Source organism: Nocardia spumae (assembly GCF_020733635.1).
GTDB lineage: Bacteria > Actinomycetota > Actinomycetes > Mycobacteriales > Mycobacteriaceae > Nocardia > Nocardia spumae.
In genome coordinates, this window is the sequence record NZ_JAJFZL010000001.1 from 6551246 (window position 1) to 6570194 (window position 18949).

An 18949-nucleotide genomic window follows, 5' to 3' on the forward strand; every position below is an offset into this window, starting at 1 on the left:
CTCTCACTTGGTGGTATCGCCGAGTTTCAGTTTCGCAACCTGCTCGAGGTAGGTGGGCAGGCGGTCCGGACAGTAGGTGTCGACCGCGAGTTCGGTCGCCGCCACCACATCGCGATCGACGATCACCGGGCGAATACCGGGCCCACCGGCGCCGGTGGCGATCGCATCCCGATACCGGGCCGCGATCAGCGGTGACGACGGATCCGAGCAGATCAATCCACCGTCGTCACCGAGCGTATCGGCGATCCGGTCCGGATCGGGTGCGGGCAGCCCCGCCGCGACCAGTCGCTCGTGCAGGCGATGCGCCGGTTCCGCCGCGTGCGCGTCGTCGCGTTTCTGCTCGAACACCAGCAGCCCGACGATCGCCAGCGCCACCAGCACCGCCGCGACGGTCACGTTCACGATCCGCCGATTACGTGTCTGCTCAGCGGTTTCCGCCGGATGCGAGCCGGCCGGGCCGGTCACGACAGCGCCTCCGCCGGGACCTCGATCTTCCAGCCGGGCCGGCGGAACCGCAGGAACAGATAGGGAATCAGCAGACCGACGACGCCCATGCCCGCGCCGATGATCACGATGTAACTCCACGCTCCCCCGCTGCCGTACTGCGAAGGCGGGACGAAGCCGATGAGGAAGGCCGCCACCGACGCGGCACTACCCAAGCCGCACAGTGCGATCAGCCCCGGCGCCCGATAGCCGCGCGGATGGTCCGGCTGTCTGCGGCGCAACCGGGCGGCCGCGGCGAACATCAGCACGTACATGATCAGATAGACCTGGGTGGTGATCACCGACAGAATCCAGTAGGCGCTGGACACGTTCGGGATGAATGCGTAGAGCAGCGCCAGCAGGGTCGTGAAGATACCCTGGGCCACCAGCATGTTCTGCTGCACACCGTGTTTGTTGACGCGGGTCAGCACGGGTGGCAGATAGCCTTCAGACCGGCCGATCAGCAGCAGGCCCTTCGACGGCCCGGCCAGCCAGGTCAACATGCCGCCCAGCGCCGCGGCGACCAGCATGATGCCGAGAATCGGTGTGAGGAAACCGATTCCGAAGTAGTTGAAGAATCCGTCGAAGGCCTGCATCACACCGGCGGTCAGGCTCAGGCTCTGCGCGGGCACCACCCAGCTGATCACCACCGCGGGAATGATGAAGATCGCCAGGACCAGCGCGACGGCCAGCACCATCGCCCGCGGATACTCCCGGGCCGGATTCCGCAACGACGAGACGTGGACCGCGTTCATCTCCATTCCGGCATAGGACAGGAAGTTGTTGACGATCAGCACCAGACTGGCCACACCGGTCCACTGCGGCAGCAGATGACCGGTATCCATGGGCGCGGCCGACGGATTGCCCTGGGCGAGAAAGACGACGCCCAGCACGACCAGTAGCGCACCGGGCACCAGCGTCCCGATGACCAGTCCCATACTCGACAGTCCCGCAACGGTTTTCGTGCCCTGCGCGGAGACGAATACCCCCGCCCAGTAGATGACTATGATGACGATCGCGACATAGACGCCGTTGGCCGCCAGCGACGGATCGATGATGTAGGCGAACGTGCTGGCGACGTAGGCCAGCAGGCTCGGGTAGTAGAAGATCGTCATCGCGAACTGGCACCACACCGCGAGAAAGCCCAGCGGCTTGGACAATCCGTCGCCGACCCAGTTGTAGACCCCGCCCTCCCAGCCGGAGGCCAGCTCCGCGGACACGAAGGCCGTGGGCAGCAGGAACAGCAGAGCCGGAACGACATAGAGGAATACGCAGGCCAGGCCGTAGACCGCCATCGTCGGCGCGGACCGGAGACTGGCCACCGAACTGGTGGTCATCAAGGCCAGCGTCACCCAGGAGATGTACCTGGTGACCATGGGTTTCTCGGCGGTCGCCACCGCATTCGTCATTACCGCTCCTCCAGTCACGCAGGCCCGACGACTCGAATTTCACCGGTAGAGCAAATGATCACAGCGACGCCGCCGCAGGAACACTCTGCCACTACAGAGCCGTAAATTGGCAGAATTATCGATGCCCATCCCGCCGTTCGTTAACTTTCCGCAATCTCTGCGGGCATCATGGAGTACGACTCGACCACGATCGGAACCACCGGAGAGGACGAGATGGCCGCATCATCGGAGTCCGACGACCTGTTCGCGATGCCCGACCTGGATCGCGGCGCGCCCAAACACACCTTCCCCCAGCGCGAGATGATGCCACAGGAGGCCTATCAGATCGTGCACGACGAGCTGATGCTCGACGGCGTCTCGCGCATGAATCTGGCTACCTTCTGCACCACCTGGATCGACGAGTTCGCCGAGCGGCTGATGGCTCAGAGCGTGGCGAAGAACATCGTCGACAAGGACGAGTATCCACAGACCGCCGAGGTCGAGCGCCGCTGTGTGCGCATGGTCGCCGATCTGTGGCACGCACCCGACCCCGAATCCGCGCACGGCACCTCCACCACCGGCTCCAGCGAGGCCGCCATGCTCGGCGGTCTGGCCGCCAAGACGCGCTGGCGCAAACAGGGCGGGCAGGGCATTCCCAATTTCGTCTGCGGACCGGTCCAGGTGTGCTGGGAGAAGTTCGCCCGCTACTTCGACGTGGAGATCCGGCAGGTGCCCTTGCGCGGCGACCGCTACACCCTGCATCCGGACGATATTGCGGCGCACTGTGATTCGAACACCATGATGGTGGTCGCGACCATGGGCCAGACCTTCACCGGCCTGTTCGAGGACATCGCCGCGATCAGCGCGGCCCTCGACGATATCCAGTCCACGACCGGATCGGACATCCCACTGCACGTCGATGCCGCCAGCGGCGGATTCCTGGCACCGTTCACCGCGCCGGATCTGGTGTGGGACTTCCGACTACCACGAGTGAAGTCGATCAACGCCTCCGGACACAAAACCGGTCTGGCGCCGTTGGGCAGCGGCTGGGCGATCTGGCGCGACCACGACGACCTGCCGGCGGAACTGATCTTCGATGTCGACTATCTGGGCGGCAGCATGGCCACCTTCAATCTCAATTTCTCCCGGCCGGGCGGCCAGGCGATCACCCAGTACTACGACTTCATCCGGCTGGGCCGCACCGGCTACACCCGCCTGCAATCGGCGATCTACCGGGTCGGCGAACATCTGGCCCGGGGCCTGACCGCCACCGGACTGTTCGACATGATCCACGACAGCTCCCCCGAACGCGGGATCAGCGCGGTGTCGTGGCGGTTGCGCGAGGATCCCGGCTTCAATCTCTACGACCTGTCCGAACGGCTGCGCTCGCGGGGCTGGCTGATCGCGGCCTATCCCCTGCCGGCGAACCGGCAGGACGAGACGATCATGCGGGCGGTGATCCGGCACGGTTTCACCCACGATATGGCCGATCTACTCCTGGCCGATATCCACCGCGGCATCGATCAGCTGCGCAAACACCCGCTGTCGGTCTCGCTCACCCGCCGGGACGCGGGTGGATTCACCCACGATGCGACCGCGGCGGTATCGGACGAGGCGATCGCGACCGCACTCGATCTACGACAGGCACCGGGCGAGGACGGCCACTGATTCCGGAACTCGTGGCCGCACGCGCCGATGCGTTCAGGCCGCACGCGGCAGGGTGAGCGGCTGCCAGCGGTACACCTCGGGCACCGCCTCGTGGAACAGCGCCAGATCGACCGCGTCGAGCATGGCCTGATGCGGTCCCGGCCGCGACAGTTGCGCCGCCGAGACCGCGAGCCGCAGTGTGCCGCCGCGACGGGCGATCCGGGCCGCGCTCATCACCAGGGCGTGACACCACCAGGGTTCGGCGCGGAAGCCCTCACCGACACCGTGCACCCAGCATCGTTGTGCCACATCACGTTCCAGGTCGTGGATGGCGGTCAGGCTCAGCGCCAGACGGAAGCCGACCTCGGGCAGGGCGGCGATCGCGCCCTCGGAGGCCGTCCAGCGCGGCGCGGCGAACAACCGGGTCCGCAATCCGATCTGCTCCATCACCCGATCGGCGGCGGTGAGCCGCAGCCGCGCCTCGTGGCCGGGCAGGGTGGCGAATTCGGCCCGTCGGCGCTTGGTCGCGGCCTGGTCGTAACCGTGCAGCACGATGGCGTCGCCGCCCTCGCGGCGATCCCGCAACCAGCGCTGGGTGCCGGCATCGTCGACCAGCCGATACTTCCCCTTCAGCCGCGGCGCCACCAGCAGCGACAGCCGCACACCGCGGCTGTCCATCGCCGCGGCGAAGGCGCGCGCCTGCGCCAGTGTGGTGTCGCGAATACCCGACACCGAGACGATCAGCTGCCCGCACCCCCGGTCGTTGCCGCTCATGGCTCCACTGTGAGCTCCGCAGGTGTCGCCCCCGTGCAGCCGAAGTGACGCCCCGACGAATTCCCGGCCGCATACCGACCGGAACGAGCTTCCGGCCCCGCCGCGAGGGCCATAGGATCGGCCCGATGAAAGCAGCCCTCCTGACCGCACTCGCGGTACCGCTGATGATCGCCGCACCGGGCTCGGCGCACGCCGATCCGGGCGCTCCGCCGCCGATCTACACCCAGGACGAGCAGTGTGCGACCACCAAGGAGTTCGTCGACAAGGTGCGGCAGACGAATCCGGGCGCCACCCCGGACCAGATCGCCGACACCTATACCCGAATCATGGACCAGCACAACGCCTATCGCGGTAACGACGCCGCCCGCCAGCGTGACCGCCGGTACCTGCTGGACAATATCGCGCACTGCGGCCTGGCGTAGAACCCGCCGGGAGCGCGCAGCACACCCGCCTCAGCGCTCGCCGAGACCGACGGTGTCGAGGACCCAGGCGTATTCGAAGGCGACTTCCTTCCACTTCTCGTACCGGCCGCTGACACCGCCGTGCCCGGCGCTCATCTCGGTCTTCAGCATGAGCTGGGAGTCACCGGTCTTCGTGGCCCGCAGCGCGGCAACCCATTTCGCCGGCTCGACGTACAGCACGCGGGTGTCGTTGAGGCTGGTGATGGCCAGAATCGCCGGATACTCCTTCGCCTCGACGTTCTCGTACGGCGAGTAGGACTTCATATACGCGTAGACCTGTGGATCCTCCAGCGGGTTGCCCCACTCGTCCCATTCGATGACCGTCAGCGGCAGCGACGGATCGAGGATCGAGGTGAGCGGATCCACGAACGGCACGTTGGCGAGAATGCCCGCGAACAGTTCGGGCGCCAGATTGGCCACCGCACCCATCAGCAGACCACCGGCACTGCCTCCGTCGGCGACCATCACCCGCGGTTCGGTGACACCGGTATCGACGAGATGCCGTGCGCAGGAGACGAAGTCGGTGAAGGTGTTCTTCTTGGTGAGCGTCTTGCCGTGCTCGTACCACAGCCGGCCCATCTCACCGCCGCCCCGCACGTGGGCGACCGCGAAGACCATTCCGCGATCCAGCAGCGACAACCGTGAAACCGAGAAACCCGGATCGATACTCGCCTCGTAGGAGCCGTATCCGTAGAGCAGCAACGGTTTCGGATCCGCGCCCTCGCTGTCACGACGGCGGACCACCGAGATCGGAATCCGGGTGCCGTCCGCGGCGACCGCCCAATCGCGGTGCTGCACATACTCGTCGGGGTCGTAGCCACCCAGGACCTGCTGCTGCTTGCGCAGCATCAGCTCACCGGTCGCCGGCACATAGTCGAAGACCTGCATCGGGGTGATGAAAGAGGTCACGCCCAACCGCAGGGTCGGCTGTGCCCATTCTGGATTCGATCCCACCCCCGCGGAGAACAACTCCAGTCCGAAATCCAGCTCGCGCAGTTCGCCGTAGCCGTCGGAGGTCAACGGCCACACCGCGACTCGCGGCAGCGCCTCGCGACGATACGACAGCACCAGGTGATCGCGGAAGCAGTCGATGTCCTCGAGCCGCACATCGTCGCGATGCGGGATGAGCATCGTCATCTCGGCGGGCGCGTCCACCGGCGCCTCGGCGAGGACGAAGTTCTCGGCCTTCACGCCGTCGACGACATCGTTGTGCAGGATCAGCAGACGATCGCGACCGCCGATGACCGCGTGTTCGGCCGAGTACTCCACACCCTCGCGACGCGGCAGCAGCACCCGGAACTCACCCTCGGGATCATCGGATTCGAGCAGCCAGCCCTCGCTGGTGATCTTCGAGCCCACCCAGATCATCAGGTACTTCTCGGACCGGGTGGCCCCGATGCTGACCCAGTACCGCTCATCGGGCTCATGGAATACCGTCACGTCTTCGGACTGCGCGGTGCCCAGACGATGCCGCCACACGGTATCGGGCCGCCAGGATTCGTCGACGGTCTGATAGAAGACGTGGGTACCGTCCAATGACCAGGTCGCGCCCGGCGCGGTGCCCGGAATCTCGTCACCGAGCAGTTCACCGGTGCGCAGATCCTTGAACCGCAGGATGTAGCGCTCGTCGCCGACGGTATCGGTGGAATAGGCCAGCAGGGTGCCGTCGTGGGATATCGAGTACGCGCCCAGAGCGAAGAAGTCGTGGCCGTGGGCCAGCACATTGCTGTCGAGCAGGATCTCCTCGCCCTGGATCTCGACATCGACGTCGAGCTGCGGCGGGGTCCAGTCGTCGCGATCGGCGATCGGACAGCGGCAGTGCACGCCGTACTGCTTGCCCTCGAAGCTGCGTGAGTAGTACCAGTAGTCGCCGAGCCGTGCCGGCACCGACAGATCGGTCTCCTGGGTCCGGGATTTGATCTCGTCGAAGATACGACCGCGCAGTGGTGCCAGATGGGCGGTCTGGGCGTCGGTGTAGGCGTTCTCCGCCTCCAGATGGGCGATGACCTCGGGATCGTCCTTATCGCGCAACCACTCGTAGGGATCGGCGAAGGTGTCACCGTGATGGGTGCGTTCGGACGGGATCTTCTTGGCGATCGGCGGGGTCACCGCCGCTGCGGTGTCGCCGGCGTTCTGAATGGTTCCGGTACCACTGTCGAGAGCCATGGGGACCACCGTAATCGCGAGGCCCGGTCACTGGGCGCAGGACCCCGCACACGCCGGTGTCATCGACATCGGCGAGTGCGGGATCTGGTCCTTTACTACCCCAATCCGGTGGCGCGCGGCGCGGGCCGGCGCAGGTCGCTCCCGTTACCGCGAGCCGAACGACGAGATTCCATCAAGAAGAACAGTGCGGCTTTGCGGCGCGGGCATTGGTCGGTGGGACAGCTGCTGTGACTGTGCAGGATGTTGTGCGCCTGCTCAACGGTGAGGTGCCGGGGCACCACCGCGCAACTGTCGAAGACGGGTGCCATGCGGTGCTCCATCCTTGTCGTCCCTTCAGTGCGGCAGGGTGCGCCCTCTCGCTCTCTCGACGATTCGACGCCATATTTCCGCCACAGAGTGAGGTGTTTCCGCTCGGGTTGCGCCGTAAACCAGCGGTGTTGCCGAGACGAGTAGACAAACCCCACATTTCGCAGGTCCCGATATCGATGTGATCCCGGCCATGCAGAAATCGGACGATTCAGAAAGGACACCCGTACCCGGCCCCCGCACCGCCTACGCTCGAGGACGGTAGCGCCCGCCCGCTCGTCCGGCGGGTGATCGACGACGACGCAGGGGAGCACAAGGGTGGAAGCGAAGAACCGCGACATCGAGCCCGGGGCGGTCTGGCAGCGCAGCGGTGACGGCGCCGGGGGTGTCGAAGTGGCATTTCTGGCCAGCGGCAATATCGGGCTGCGGGATGCCAAGAATCCGGACGGCCCGGCGCTGATCTTCACCCCCGGCGAGTGGCGGGCCTTCGTCGCCGGCGCCAAGGACGGCGAATTCAACCGCCCGGGTGCTACCCCGGCCTGAATCCCGAGGTATCGAACGGCCTGATCGCGCGAACCGCCGCCCGCGATCAGGCACCGATCGCCGCGCCGATCGTCGGCCACGACGCGTGCAGGTAGTCCTGCCAGTACGACCACGAATGCGTACCCACGGGGTTGTGATCGACCCGTGCCGGAATCCGCAGCCCGCGCAGTCGCTGCTCGAAGGCGGAGACGCAGATATCGACTCCGGCCTCGATCGGCCCGCCCAGGAAGATGTTCTCCGGCAGCTGCGGTTTGATCTCCGCCTCGTGCGGTCCGGGGATACCGGTTCCGGTGGACAGGTAGATGGTCTTGCCCCGCAGCCGATCCACCATCAGCGCCGGATCGTGGGCGCCCCATTCCGGACTGCCCGGCGCACCCCACATATTGAACGGATTACCGCCGCGGTTGGCGATCGAGAAGGTGATCGCGCCCTGCGCCAAACCCATATCGGGACACGCGCTGTACCCGGCGACGGCCTGGTACATATCCGGATGCCGGGCCGCCAGCACGAAGGCGGCGATACCGCCCATCGACAGCCCACCGATCGCGTCGACCCCGTTGCCCGAGAAGGAGGAGTCGATGATGGGCGGCAGCTCGCGGGTCAGGAAGGTCTCCCACTTGTAGCGCCCGAAGTGGGGGTCGTCGCGCTGCCAATCGGTGTAGTAACCGGCCTGGCCGCCGATCGGCAGCACCACGTTGACATCCTTACCGGCGAAGAACGGTTCGGCGTCGGTGGCATTGGTCCAGGTGCTCTGCTGCACACCGGGATCCAGTCCGTCGAGCAGATAGTAGGTGGGGCGCGAGCCGCCGCCGGCCGGATGCAGGACCTGCACCTGGATGGTGCGTCCCATCGCCGGGGAGTCGATGAACAGCGCCGTGCGGGTCGGGCTCATATCGTCGACACCGACCAGCTGGGCCGCCGAGGCCCGCGGTTGTGGACCGACCCACGGGCCGACGACACCCAGTACGACTGCCAGCACAGAAACAGCAACGGCCGAACGACGCATGTCCCCACCTCCAACAGCCCGCCACAAGTGCTACTTAACGTAACGCACACCCGGGTACTGCGTACGCGTTTAGGTCACCGGCGTTTCTTCGGCAAACCAGGAGGGTCGCTCCGGGATCAGGTGAGCCACCACGTCCCCTCCTGGGCGTCCGCACCACCCGGCTCGGCCCGCTGCACCGCACCGCGGATGGACGCGGCCAAATAGTCGAGATCGGCGCGGCGCGGGGATGTCGCACGGCTGCGCAGGCCGAATCCGTCACCGGGAGTGCGTGGAATGACATGCAGGTGCACGTGGAACACCTCCTGCCCGGCGGTGGCCCCGTCGGCGAGGAAGAAGTTCACCCCGTCGCACCGCACCTCGGACTCGCGCAGGGCGGCCGCCAGACGCTGACCGACCTGAAAGAGCTTGCCGCCGATCACCGGATCCAGTTCCGCCAGACTGCGGGCCGGAACCTTCGGAATCACCAGCAGGTGTCCGGGTGTCATGGGCCGAATGTCCATGAACGCGAGCACATCCGGATCTTCGAAGACTTTCGACGAGGGCGCCCGTCCCGCCACGATGTCGGCGAAAATTCTGTAGGGGTCCATGGTCGCCAACCCTAATAGCCGGGTTCGGTTGCCCCACCGCGCCGTTCGGCGGCGCGGTACCGGGACCGCGCGGGTCGCCGGCTACAGAATCGGTGAGGGCGTGTAGCGAGCCGCCTCCGGATAGGCGTCGATCAACTTCTGCACCTGCGCCACCACCTCACCGACCTGAGATTCGGCCGCGCCGATGAAGGCGGTGCGATCGGCGAGGGCGGCGTCGAGTCCGGCTCGATCCAGCGGCATCCGGTCGTCGGACGCGAGGCGATCCAGCAGATCCGGTTCCCGGCCCTGCTCCCGCATGGCCAGCGCCACCGCGACCGCGTGCTCCTTGATGACCTCATGCGCGCTCTCCCGGCCGACACCGGCCCGCACGGCCGCCATCAGAATGCGGGTCGTCGCCAGGAAGGGCAGATAGCGATCGAGTTCACGATCGACCACCGCAGGGTAGGCGCCGAATTCGGTGAGGACGGTCAGGAAGGTCTCGATCATCCCGTCGATGGCGAAGAAGGCATCCGGCAACGCGACCCGGCGGACCACCGAACAGAAGACGTCACCCTCGTTCCACTGCGCGCCCGCCAGTTCAGCGGCCATCGAGCCGTAGCCGCGCAGCACCACCTGCAGGCCGTTGACCCGCTCACAGGAACGGGTGTTCATCTTGTGCGGCATCGCCGAGCTGCCGACCTGACCGGGCTGGAACCCCTCGGTGACCAGCTCGTGCCCGGCCATCAACCGGACCGTGTGCGCGAACGACGAAGGGCCCGCGCCCAATTGGACCAGGGCCGAGAGGATGTCGTGATCGAGCGAACGAGGGTAGACCTGACCGACGCTGGTCAGCACCGAAGTGAAACCCAGATGCCGGGCAACCTTCTGCTCGAGCTGGGCGAGTCTGGCGGCATCACCGTCGAACAGGTCCAGCATGTCCTGGGCGGTGCCCATCGGGCCCTTGATGCCGCGCAGCGGATAGCGGTCGATCAGTTCCCGCACCCGGCGCAGGGCGATCAACACCTCGTCGGCGGCACTCGCGAAACGCTTGCCGAGAGTGGTCGCCTGGGCGGCCACATTGTGCGAACGGCCCGCCATCACCAACGACTGATATTCGGCGGCCCGCTCGGCCAGCCGGGCGGCGACCGCCACGCCGTGCTCGAAGACGTGCTCGAGCGACAGCCGCATCTGCAACTGCTCGACGTTCTCGGTGAGATCCCGGCTGGTCATGCCCTTGTGGATCTGCTCGTGGCCGGCGAGGGCGTTGAACTCCTCGATTCGCGCCTTGACGTCGTGGCGGGTGATCCGCTCCCGCTCGGCGATCGAGGCCAGATCGACCTCACCCAGTACGCGCTCGTAATCCTCGATCACCTCGGCGGTGACGGATTCGGTGCCGGCCGCGCCGAGTTCCATCTGAGCCCGCAGCACCTCCAGCCACAGCCGGCGCTCGAGCACGATCTTGTTCTCGGGCGACCACAGCTGCACCAGCTGCGGGCTCGCGTACCGGGTGGCGAGGACGTTCGGGACAAGACTCACGAACAGTCAGTCTAGTGTTCGGTGCCTGCTGGGTTGCTGGGGCATGGCCGACGGCATCGGCTGCGCCGTGGCCGGAGGCACGGGCTGCGGCGCGAGCAGCGGCTGCGGTGTCGGCGGGGCGATCACATCGATCAACTCCAGCAGGGCACCGCGGGCCGTACGACGGGGTTGCGGATCGGATTCGGCCAGCGCGGCGACCACCGCGCCGTCCACCACGGCGACCAGCCGGCGCAGCTGATCGGTGCGCACCATGCGATCGGATCGGCGCAGCACATCGGCGACGAGATCCTCGAGTTGCGCGCGTAACCGCAGCTGCACCTCACGCAGTTCCGGATGCCGGGCCGAGGCCACCGAACGCTCATAGCGAGCGATCAGCCGGGCGCGGGCGAAGTCGTCGGGGCGGTCCGCGCCGACCATCAGATCCACGATCAGATCGACGGTCGCCTCGGGGCCGCGCCGGCGATGTGTGACGTCCCCGATCCGGCGGCGCATCGACTCGAGTTCGGCATTGCCGCTGAACTCGACCGCGCGCGCGATCAGGTCCTCGAGGGATTCGAAATAATAGGTCGTGGATGCCAATGGCAAATCCGCGCGCGTGGCCACTGAACGGTGGCGCACGGCATCGAAGCCGCCTTCGAGTAGCAACTCCGCGGCTGCCGCAACCAACGCTTGGCGACGCCTTTCGCCTTTCGGGGTCGTCGCGGTGATCACCGTGTCATCGTGCCAGTCATCATCGGTTCATCCGTGCCAAATCGGTGCGATCTGTGCAAATCTGTGCGTCTGGGCAATCCCGGCCGATCCGTTGTGTGGAATCGTCCATGGGACCGCGCAAATTTCCTGGATCCGGCCCGAGTGGGCAGCCGGGACCGGTGTCGAAAAATGGTGGTTCAACCCACAACCGAGTTATTTGTACCGCATCGGCCCGGGCTACGGGCCAGTACAGAAAGTCTGCACCTCAGCCCAGATAGCGCCCGAGGCGTACGAGCGCTTCCTCGATATCCGCGGTGGCGCCCGCGAAGGAGAAGCGGACCGTGCGGTTTCCGTGGCGGGTGTCGAAATCGATGCCGGGTGCCAGCGCGACGCCGGTGTGGGCCAACAGATCCGCGCACCATCGGGTCGAATCCTCGCTCAGATGGCCGATATCGGCGTAGGCGTAGAAGGCGCCGTCGGCCGGCGCCAGATCCGTGATACCGAGCGCGGGCAGCCCGTCGAGCAGCAGCGCCCGGTTCCGCGCATAGCGACGGACATGCCCGTCGAGTTCGGTTCGGGCCTCGGCGCCGAAGGCGTGCGTAGCGGCGAACTGCGAGATCGCCGGTGGGCAGACGGTCATATTCGAGGCCAGCCGCTGCAGGGCCGGGCGCAGCCGCGCGGGCGCCAGCATCCAGCCCAGCCGCCAGCCGGTCATCGAGAAATACTTCGAGACCGAGCCGATGACCACCGCTTCGCGCGAGGTCTCCCAGGCCGAGCTGACCGGCTCGGTATCCCCGTCGAGGCCGGAATAGGCGATGCCGTGGTAGATCTCGTCGGAGATCAGCAGCGTGCCGTGCTCATCGCACCAGCGTGCCAGGGCCGCGAGCTCCGCGGGCGCGATCATGGTGCCGGTCGGATTCGCCGGACTGGCCACGATCACCCCGGCCGGTGGTTCCGGCAGCGCCTCGAGCATCTCGACCGTCGGCTGGAATCGGGTCTGCGGCCCGCAGTCCAGCTCGATCACCCGGCACCCCAGGGCAGTGAGGGTGTTGCGGTAGGCCGGATAGCCGGGCCGGGCCACCACGACGGTGTCGCCGGCATCGAAGGCCGCCAGGAACAGCAGGGTGAAGGCGCCCGAGGAACCGGTGGTGACCACCACGTCCTCGGCATCGACCTCGACCCCGTAACCGTCGCGATGATGAGCCGCGATCGCCTCGCGCAGTTCCGGCAGGCCGAAAGTCTCTGTGTACCCGAGTAATTCGTCGTCGAGAGCCGCCCTGGTGGCACGCAACACCGGCACCGGGGCGGGAGTGGAGGGCTGGCCTGCCGCCAGCACCAGCACATCGCCGTGGGTGCGGGCACGTTCGGCCGCTGCCTTCCACACATCCATCACGTAGAAGGTCGGAACGGTGGAACGACGGGATTCACTGCGCACCCGACGACGGTAGAACACCGCGCCACGAGCTCGGACACGCACCGGCCTACCGATGCGGTGCTGTGCGCCGACGCGCCCTCCTGCACGGCCGGGCAACCCCCTGTTATCGTCGGCAGAATGCCTGAACAGGCACGCCGCGACACGTTGTACCAGGGGGCCCGGACCGTGATCCGCCCGGACTGGCGAACAACGCTGCGCAGCGAACGGCCCTCGGCCGGCGATCGGGTGCGGTCCACGGCCCGGAGATCAGGCACGGCAGTCCGGTCCGCGGCGGCCGCGGGGTGGCGGCGGACCCGGCGGCTCGGACGCGACCTGCGCGGGCGGAACTGGCGCGAGGAATTCGACACGCTGTGGCCACGGCTGCGCGGCTGGGTGGGTGATCATCGGGTCCTGGTCATCGGAGTCGTCGTGGTCGGCCTGTTCGCGGCCGCCGATACGGTGGCGCCCCGGACGATCGACAGCACACCGAAACCCGGTACGGCACAACGGATCGCGGTCGCCTATCCGTTACAGGTCCAGGCCGAGCCGGAGACCAGCAAGCGTTATCTGAAGGCTATCGACAACGGTGAGAGGATTCGCGAATCGCAGGTGGTGGCCGCCGCGTCCCGAGCCACCCTGGATCGTGCGAAGGCCGAGGCCGCCGCGGCGGTCGCGGGGGCCCCGCAAGCATGGCTGCCCGGTCCCGCCGGGAGCATTCCCGGCGGCCTGATCCCCGGCGGAATCGCGCCCGGCACAAGCGGTTTCGCATTACCCGCGCGCGGAGTCTTCAGCTCCGGCTACGGCGGCCGCTGGGGCACCTTCCACTACGGCATCGATATCGCGGCACCTATCGGTTCACCGATCTACGCCGTCGCCGACGGCACCGTGATCGATGCCGGGCCCGCGCAGGGATTCGGACTGTGGGTGCGGATCCGCCACAACGACGGCACCATCTCCGTCTACGGCCACATGTACGACTTCTCGGTTTCGGTCGGCGAGCGGGTCCGGGCCGGACAGCAGATCGCCCGCATCGGCAACCGCGGCGACTCCACCGGACCGCATCTGCACTTCGAGATCCTCATCGGCGGCCAGCACATCGATCCACAACCCTGGCTGGCCATGCGCGGGATTCAGGTCGGCTGAACCCGCGCCGCCGACCCCGGGCGCGTCAGACCCGCGCGGGCAGCGAAATGCGGCCCTCGACAGCCGCGAGCCCGATATCGGTGCGGAAGTGACTGCCGGGGAGTTTGACACCCGCGATCCGGTCATAGGCGTGGGCCCGCGCCTCGGTCAGATCGGCGCCCGTGGCGACGACATTGAGAACCCGGCCGCCCGACGACAGCAACGCACCGTCCGCGCGCAGTGACGTACCCGCGTGCAGCACATCGGTATTCGCATCCGCACCCTCGGTACCGGAGATGACGTCACCGGTGCGGGGACGGCCCGGGTAATTCTCCGCGGCCAGAACCACCGTGATCGCGGCGCCGTCCTTCCAGCGCGGCGGCTCCGCCTGCGCGAGGGTGCCGGTGGCGGTGGCGTGCAGCAGGGCGCCGAGCGGACTGTCGAGCAGTGCGAGCACCGCCTGGGTCTCGGGATCGCCGAAGCGGCAGTTGAATTCGACGACCGCCGGTCCCGACCGGCCCATCGCCAGACCGGCGTACAGCAGACCCGAGAACGGGACCCCGCGCCGGACCATCTCGGCGGCCACGGGCTCGACGACATCGTCGACGATTTCGGTGACGCTCTCCGGCGGCAGCCAGGGCAGCGGCGTGTAGGCGCCCATACCGCCGGTGTTCGGTCCGGTATCGCCGTCGCCGACCCGCTTGTGATCCTGCGCCGGCAGCAGCGGCACCACCGTCTCACCGTCGACGAGGCAGAACAGGGAGACCTCGGGACCGTCGAGGAACGATTCCAGCAGCACCGGATGGCCCTGCTCGAGCAGTTCGGCACCGTGATCGCGGGCCGCCGACCGGTCCGCGGTCACCACGACGCCCTTCCCGGCGGCCAGCCCGTCGTCCTTGACCACCCAGGTCGGGCCGAAACGATCCAGGGCGGCATCGAGCTCGCCGGGATGGTCGACGATCTCGCTGTGCGCGGTGCGCACCCCCGCCGCCGACATCACATCCTTGGCGAAGGCCTTGGAACCCTCGATCCGCGCCGCGGCCGCCGACGGCCCGAAGCATGCGATCCCCGCCGCCCGCACCGCGTCGGCGATACCGAGCACCAGCGGCACCTCGGGCCCGATCACCACGAGATCGGCGGAGAATTCCCGGGCCAGCCCGACCACGGACTCGGCACTGGCCGGATCGACCGCTCGCACCTCGGCGACCTGGGCGATTCCCGGATTGCCGGGCGCGGCCGCGATCGCGGTCACCCCAGGATCCCGACGCAGGGCCTCCACCAGGGCGTGTTCACGGGCTCCGGAACCGATGACGAGTACGCGCACGCGTGACAGCTTAGGGGACGTCGGTGAACACGCTATATCGGTGTGCGATCACGCGGCGGCGACGGCAGCGTGGTGGCGCGCACAGCATGGCTGTGCGGGACGGACGGGGTCAGATGGTCCATCCGTTGCTCCCACTCACCGTCGAGGACATCGGCCGTCCATTGTTTGTTCCATCCGAAGGGCATCAGGTGGACCCGCAGGCTTCGCGCTTGCAGACCTTCGACCAGCCTGTCCAGCACGCCCCGCGCGGTATCTACATCGGGGCGGATGCCCGGGTGCGCCAGATGCGAGAAACCGTTGATCACAACGCATTGCGCATCGGTCTTGGCCGCGATTCGCCGAATCGTCTTCACCGGGCGACTACCCAGTCGGATGTCATCTCGTTCCACGCCGACCATCAGAAACAGGCAGCCGTCGAACCGGTTCACCGTGCCGATGACGGCAGGCCCGAGTTCCATGGCCACTCGGCTCGGGGTCGTGATCGTGTAGGCGAATGTTCGACAGCGACTGCTGAGGATCCTCATAAAGCCTTCTTCGCGGGACTCGGCAGGTGAGCGGCCGAAGCGGTGCCGAGTCGCCCCACTGGTTTGCGACGAAATAACGAAGTGGCGTGGCCCCACCGACACCACGGAGTCTAGATACCGCGACCCGACCGGCTTTCTCAGTGATGGGAATCACAATCCGGTACGGGCCGGCCGTCGGCTCGGCTCGGCTCGCGCGCACCGGGCCGCGAGCAGGCCGGAGCGAAGCGGAGGCGAGAATCAACTCATGCCATCTGTATTCAGTGCAATCATCGACGGCCAACTCCCCGGTCGATTCGTGTGGGAGGACGAGGAGTTCGTCGCCTTCCTGACCATCGCCCCCGTGACGCCGGGCCATACGCTGGTGGTGCCCCGCAAGGAAATCGATCAGTGGCAGGATCTCGATGCCGACGCGTTCGCCCGGATCAACGGGGTGGCGCAGAAGATCGGCCAGGCGGTGCGCAAGGCATGGGATGCGCCGCGCGCCGGTCTGCTGATCGCGGGGCTGGAGGTGCCACATCTGCATGTGCACGTCTTCCCGGCATTCGAGCTGAACGATTTCAACATCTCCGGCGCCGACCCGAATCCCAGCCCGGAGTCGCTCGACGAGGCGCAAACCCGGATCAAGAAGGCGCTGCGCGACCTGGGCTACGGCGCCAACGTCCCGGACTGAGCGACCACGGGACGCCCACCACGGGGCAGGCGCACCGCGAACGTGGTGCCCTGTCCCACCTCACTGCGCACCGAGACGGTGCCGCCGTGCGCGGCGGCCAGAGCTTGGACGATGGACAGGCCGAGTCCGGTGCCACCGCTGTCACGGCTGCGTGAGGTGTCGGTGCGGTAGAAACGTTCGAAGATGCGATCGGCCTCTTCGGCGGGAAGTCCCGGTCCGGTATCGGCCACCTCGATGATCACCTCGTCGGCCGCGGGGGTCAGCGCGACGGTGACGGCGGCCTCGGGCGGGGTGTGGATGAGGGCGTTGTTGACCAGGTTGCCGAGGATCTGACGCAACCGCGCCTCGTCGCCGCGCACCTCCAATGTCCCGGTGCCGGATCGTATTTCCAGGTCGATCGACCGGTGTGGTTCATCCGGCCGCTGCGCCGCGTCGACCGCGCGCGCATTGTGCACGGCATCACTGGCCAGCGCCAGCAGATCCACCGGGCGGCGTTCCACCGGCCGCTGGGCGTCCAGGCGAGCCAGCATCAGCAGGTCCTCGACCAGCAGGCTCATCCGGTTGGATTCGCGTTCGATGCGATCCATGAACATGGCCGGATCGTTCAGCGCGCCTTGCCGATACAGTTCGGCGAAACCCTTGATGGTGGTCAGCGGGGTACGCAGTTCGTGGCTGGCATCGGCGACGAAGCGGCGCATCCGCGCTTCGGATCGACGAGCGGATTCCTCGGAGGCCTCGGTGGCGGCGAAGGCGCTCTGAATCTGGGTGAGCATCCCGTTGAGCGATTGAGAGAGCCGGTCGACCTCGGTATTGGTGCCCTGCACGGGAACTCGGCGATGAAGGTCGCCGCCGGCGATCGCGGCGGCGGTCTTCTCCACCTCACCGAGCGGACGCAGACTACGCCGGATCACGAACTGGGCGACGATACCGAGCACCCCCAGCACGATGACGCCGACCGCGACCTGGAGCCCGACCAGCCGGTCGATGATGTTCTCGGTTTCGGTGAGGCGCAAGGCAACCAGGCTGGAGCCCTGCGGGGTGACCACCCGGATCGCGCGCCAGTGTTCGCTGGGATCGCCGACCGAACCCACGGTCTGGGGGTGTTTGGACAGATCCGAGGGGATGTCGGGCACGGTCGGCCCGGAGCCGAGCAACAGCCGCTGATTTCCGGTGGGCCCCAGCACCTGCACGTAGAACAGCGCGGGCGGGCGTTCCCGGCCGGGCGGGAGCGGAAGATGTTGCGGCGGCGGCGCATCGGGTCCGGCCCAGCTGTGCGCGGCATCGAACAGTTGCCGATCGACCTTGTCGATCAATACGTTTCGCATGGCCGAGGTCACCGCGACTCCGGAGACCAGCAGGCCCAGGCCGGCCAGCGACACCAGGGCCAGCACCAGCGTGACCCGCAACGGGATCGCGGCCAGGCGGTGGGAGATCCTGCGGCGCAGTCCGGTTCGCGGCGGCGAATCCACGCCGGCCCGCGGCGTCTCGGCCTCGATATCGGGAGCGTCGATGTCGGAGACCGCATTCGACCGCTCGGCCCCGGCCTGTTCGGGAGCGGCCCCCGCGAGGCCGGCCACCGATCGCGAATCGCTCATGTCGCCGACGATCTGCTGCGGCTGGGGGCGCGCATGACATAGCCGACACCGCGCAGCGTGTGGATCAGCCGGTCCGGTCCGGTGTCGACCTTCTTGCGGAGATACGACACATAGGTCTCCACCACGCCCACTTCGCCGCCGAAGTCGTAGCGCCAGACGTGGTCGAGAATGCGCGGTTTGCTCAGCACGGTCCCGGCGTTGACCATGAAGTACCGCAGCAGGGTGAATTCGGTCGGCGACAGCGCCACCGGCTCCCCCGCCTTCCAGACCTCGTGGGTGTCGTCGTCGAGTTCGATGTCCTCGAAACGGATCCGTGAGGATTTCGTCTCCTCCACCACGTGACCGGAACGGCGCAGAATCACTCGCAACCGCGCCACCACCTCCTCGAGGGAGAACGGTTTGGTGACGTAATCGTCGGCGCCGAGGGTGAGTCCGGTGATCTTGTCCTCGACCTCGTCGCGGGCGGTGAGGAACAGGACGGGTGCGTCGATGCCGTCGGCGCGCAGCCGGCGCAGCAGGCCGAAGCCGTCCATGCCGGGCATCATGACGTCGACGATCAGCGCGTCGGGCCGGAATTGCTTGGCTCGATCGAGCCCCTCGGCGCCGTTGACCGCCGATGCCACCTCGAAGCCCTGGTAGCGCAGACTCACCGACAGCAGTTCGACGATCATCGGTTCGTCATCGACCACCAGTACCCGGGCCTCGGGCGTCCGATCGCCAGCCACACCGTTCAT

Annotated in this window: 19 protein-coding genes; 5 read left to right on the top strand and 14 right to left on the bottom strand. The window is 67.3% G+C overall.

Features of this window, described 5'->3' with window-relative positions:
• Positions 1–3: 3 nt before the first annotated feature.
• Entirely contained in the window at positions 4–465 is a 462-nt protein-coding gene (locus LKD76_RS29175) for a hypothetical protein (RefSeq protein WP_227984592.1), read from the bottom strand.
• Positions 462–1892, bottom strand: coding sequence for a glutamate/gamma-aminobutyrate antiporter GadC (gene gadC / locus LKD76_RS29180; RefSeq protein WP_227984593.1), 1431 nt, complete (start codon positions 1890–1892; stop codon positions 462–464). The genes LKD76_RS29175 and gadC overlap by 4 nt, the downstream gene beginning before the upstream one ends.
• A 168-nt stretch (positions 1893–2060) precedes the next feature.
• Between gadC and gad the strand changes: the two genes are divergently transcribed.
• Positions 2061–3539 carry a glutamate decarboxylase gene (gene gad, locus LKD76_RS29185; RefSeq protein ID WP_227984594.1) on the top strand — a complete coding sequence of 493 codons (1479 nt, stop codon included), beginning with the start codon at positions 2061–2063 and terminating at the stop codon, positions 3537–3539.
• Between the two features lie 33 nt (positions 3540–3572).
• On the opposite strand, the gene LKD76_RS29190 is transcribed toward gad, so the two are convergent.
• Positions 3573–4292 carry a DUF2334 domain-containing protein gene (locus LKD76_RS29190; RefSeq protein WP_227984595.1) on the bottom strand — a complete coding sequence of 240 codons (720 nt, stop codon included), beginning with the start codon at positions 4290–4292 and terminating at the stop codon, positions 3573–3575.
• 125 nt (positions 4293–4417) lie between these two features.
• Between LKD76_RS29190 and LKD76_RS29195 the strand changes: the two genes are divergently transcribed.
• Positions 4418–4714 (top strand): hypothetical protein, encoded by a 297-nt coding sequence (locus LKD76_RS29195; protein ID WP_227984596.1) that lies wholly within the window; start codon positions 4418–4420, stop codon positions 4712–4714.
• Positions 4715–4744: 30 nt separating this feature from the next.
• Here the strand turns inward: LKD76_RS29195 and LKD76_RS29200 are convergent, their stop codons facing one another.
• On the bottom strand, positions 4745–6919 hold the full coding sequence (locus LKD76_RS29200; protein WP_227984597.1) for a S9 family peptidase: 2175 nt from the start codon (positions 6917–6919) through the stop codon (positions 4745–4747).
• Positions 6920–7014: 95 nt separating this feature from the next.
• Positions 7015–7227 carry a hypothetical protein gene (locus LKD76_RS29205; protein ID WP_227984598.1) on the bottom strand — a complete coding sequence of 71 codons (213 nt, stop codon included), beginning with the start codon at positions 7225–7227 and terminating at the stop codon, positions 7015–7017.
• 316 nt (positions 7228–7543) lie between these two features.
• Here LKD76_RS29205 and LKD76_RS29210 point away from each other — a divergent pair, with 316 nt between their 5' ends.
• Positions 7544–7768, top strand: a complete 225-nt coding sequence (locus LKD76_RS29210; RefSeq protein ID WP_227984599.1) for a DUF397 domain-containing protein — start codon at positions 7544–7546, stop codon at positions 7766–7768.
• Positions 7769–7814: 46 nt separating this feature from the next.
• Here LKD76_RS29210 and LKD76_RS29215 read toward each other — a convergent pair whose 3' ends face one another.
• The 5 genes from LKD76_RS29215 to LKD76_RS29235 form a co-directional block, all read right to left on the bottom strand.
• Complete coding sequence (locus tag LKD76_RS29215) at positions 7815–8774, bottom strand: alpha/beta hydrolase (protein WP_227984600.1); 960 nt, start codon at positions 8772–8774, stop codon at positions 7815–7817.
• A gap of 116 nt (positions 8775–8890) precedes the next feature.
• Positions 8891–9361, bottom strand: coding sequence for an HIT family protein (locus LKD76_RS29220; protein WP_227984601.1), 471 nt, complete (start codon positions 9359–9361; stop codon positions 8891–8893).
• Positions 9362–9442: 81 nt separating this feature from the next.
• Positions 9443–10876, bottom strand: coding sequence for an adenylosuccinate lyase (gene purB, locus LKD76_RS29225; RefSeq protein WP_227984602.1), 1434 nt, complete (start codon positions 10874–10876; stop codon positions 9443–9445).
• A gap of 6 nt (positions 10877–10882) precedes the next feature.
• The gene (locus tag LKD76_RS29230; protein WP_227984603.1) at positions 10883–11587 is read right to left on the bottom strand and encodes a TetR/AcrR family transcriptional regulator; all 705 of its coding nucleotides are present in this window, start codon (positions 11585–11587) and stop codon (positions 10883–10885) included.
• Between the two features lie 244 nt (positions 11588–11831).
• Positions 11832–13001, bottom strand: a complete 1170-nt coding sequence (locus LKD76_RS29235; RefSeq protein ID WP_227984604.1) for a pyridoxal phosphate-dependent aminotransferase — start codon at positions 12999–13001, stop codon at positions 11832–11834.
• A gap of 117 nt (positions 13002–13118) precedes the next feature.
• Between LKD76_RS29235 and LKD76_RS29240 the strand changes: the two genes are divergently transcribed.
• Entirely contained in the window at positions 13119–14123 is a 1005-nt protein-coding gene (locus LKD76_RS29240) for a M23 family metallopeptidase (RefSeq protein WP_227984605.1), read from the top strand.
• A gap of 25 nt (positions 14124–14148) precedes the next feature.
• On the opposite strand, the gene purD is transcribed toward LKD76_RS29240, so the two are convergent.
• Together purD and LKD76_RS29250 are read right to left on the bottom strand one after the other, a co-directional pair.
• Entirely contained in the window at positions 14149–15426 is a 1278-nt protein-coding gene (gene purD / locus LKD76_RS29245) for a phosphoribosylamine--glycine ligase (RefSeq protein ID WP_227984606.1), read from the bottom strand.
• A 32-nt stretch (positions 15427–15458) separates the two neighbouring features.
• Positions 15459–16055 (bottom strand): threonyl-tRNA synthetase editing domain-containing protein, encoded by a 597-nt coding sequence (locus LKD76_RS29250; protein ID WP_227984607.1) that lies wholly within the window; start codon positions 16053–16055, stop codon positions 15459–15461.
• A 139-nt stretch (positions 16056–16194) separates the two neighbouring features.
• Between LKD76_RS29250 and LKD76_RS29255 the strand changes: the two genes are divergently transcribed.
• Positions 16195–16620, top strand: coding sequence for an HIT family protein (locus tag LKD76_RS29255; protein WP_227984608.1), 426 nt, complete (start codon positions 16195–16197; stop codon positions 16618–16620).
• On the opposite strand, the gene LKD76_RS29260 is transcribed toward LKD76_RS29255, so the two are convergent.
• Together LKD76_RS29260 and LKD76_RS29265 are read right to left on the bottom strand one after the other, a co-directional pair.
• The gene (locus LKD76_RS29260) at positions 16596–18215 is read right to left on the bottom strand and encodes a sensor histidine kinase (RefSeq protein ID WP_227984609.1); all 1620 of its coding nucleotides are present in this window, start codon (positions 18213–18215) and stop codon (positions 16596–16598) included. The genes LKD76_RS29255 and LKD76_RS29260 overlap by 25 nt on opposite strands.
• On the bottom strand, positions 18212–18949 hold the full coding sequence (locus LKD76_RS29265) for a response regulator transcription factor (protein WP_227984610.1): 738 nt from the start codon (positions 18947–18949) through the stop codon (positions 18212–18214). Before LKD76_RS29265 ends, LKD76_RS29260 begins: the two co-directional genes overlap by 4 nt.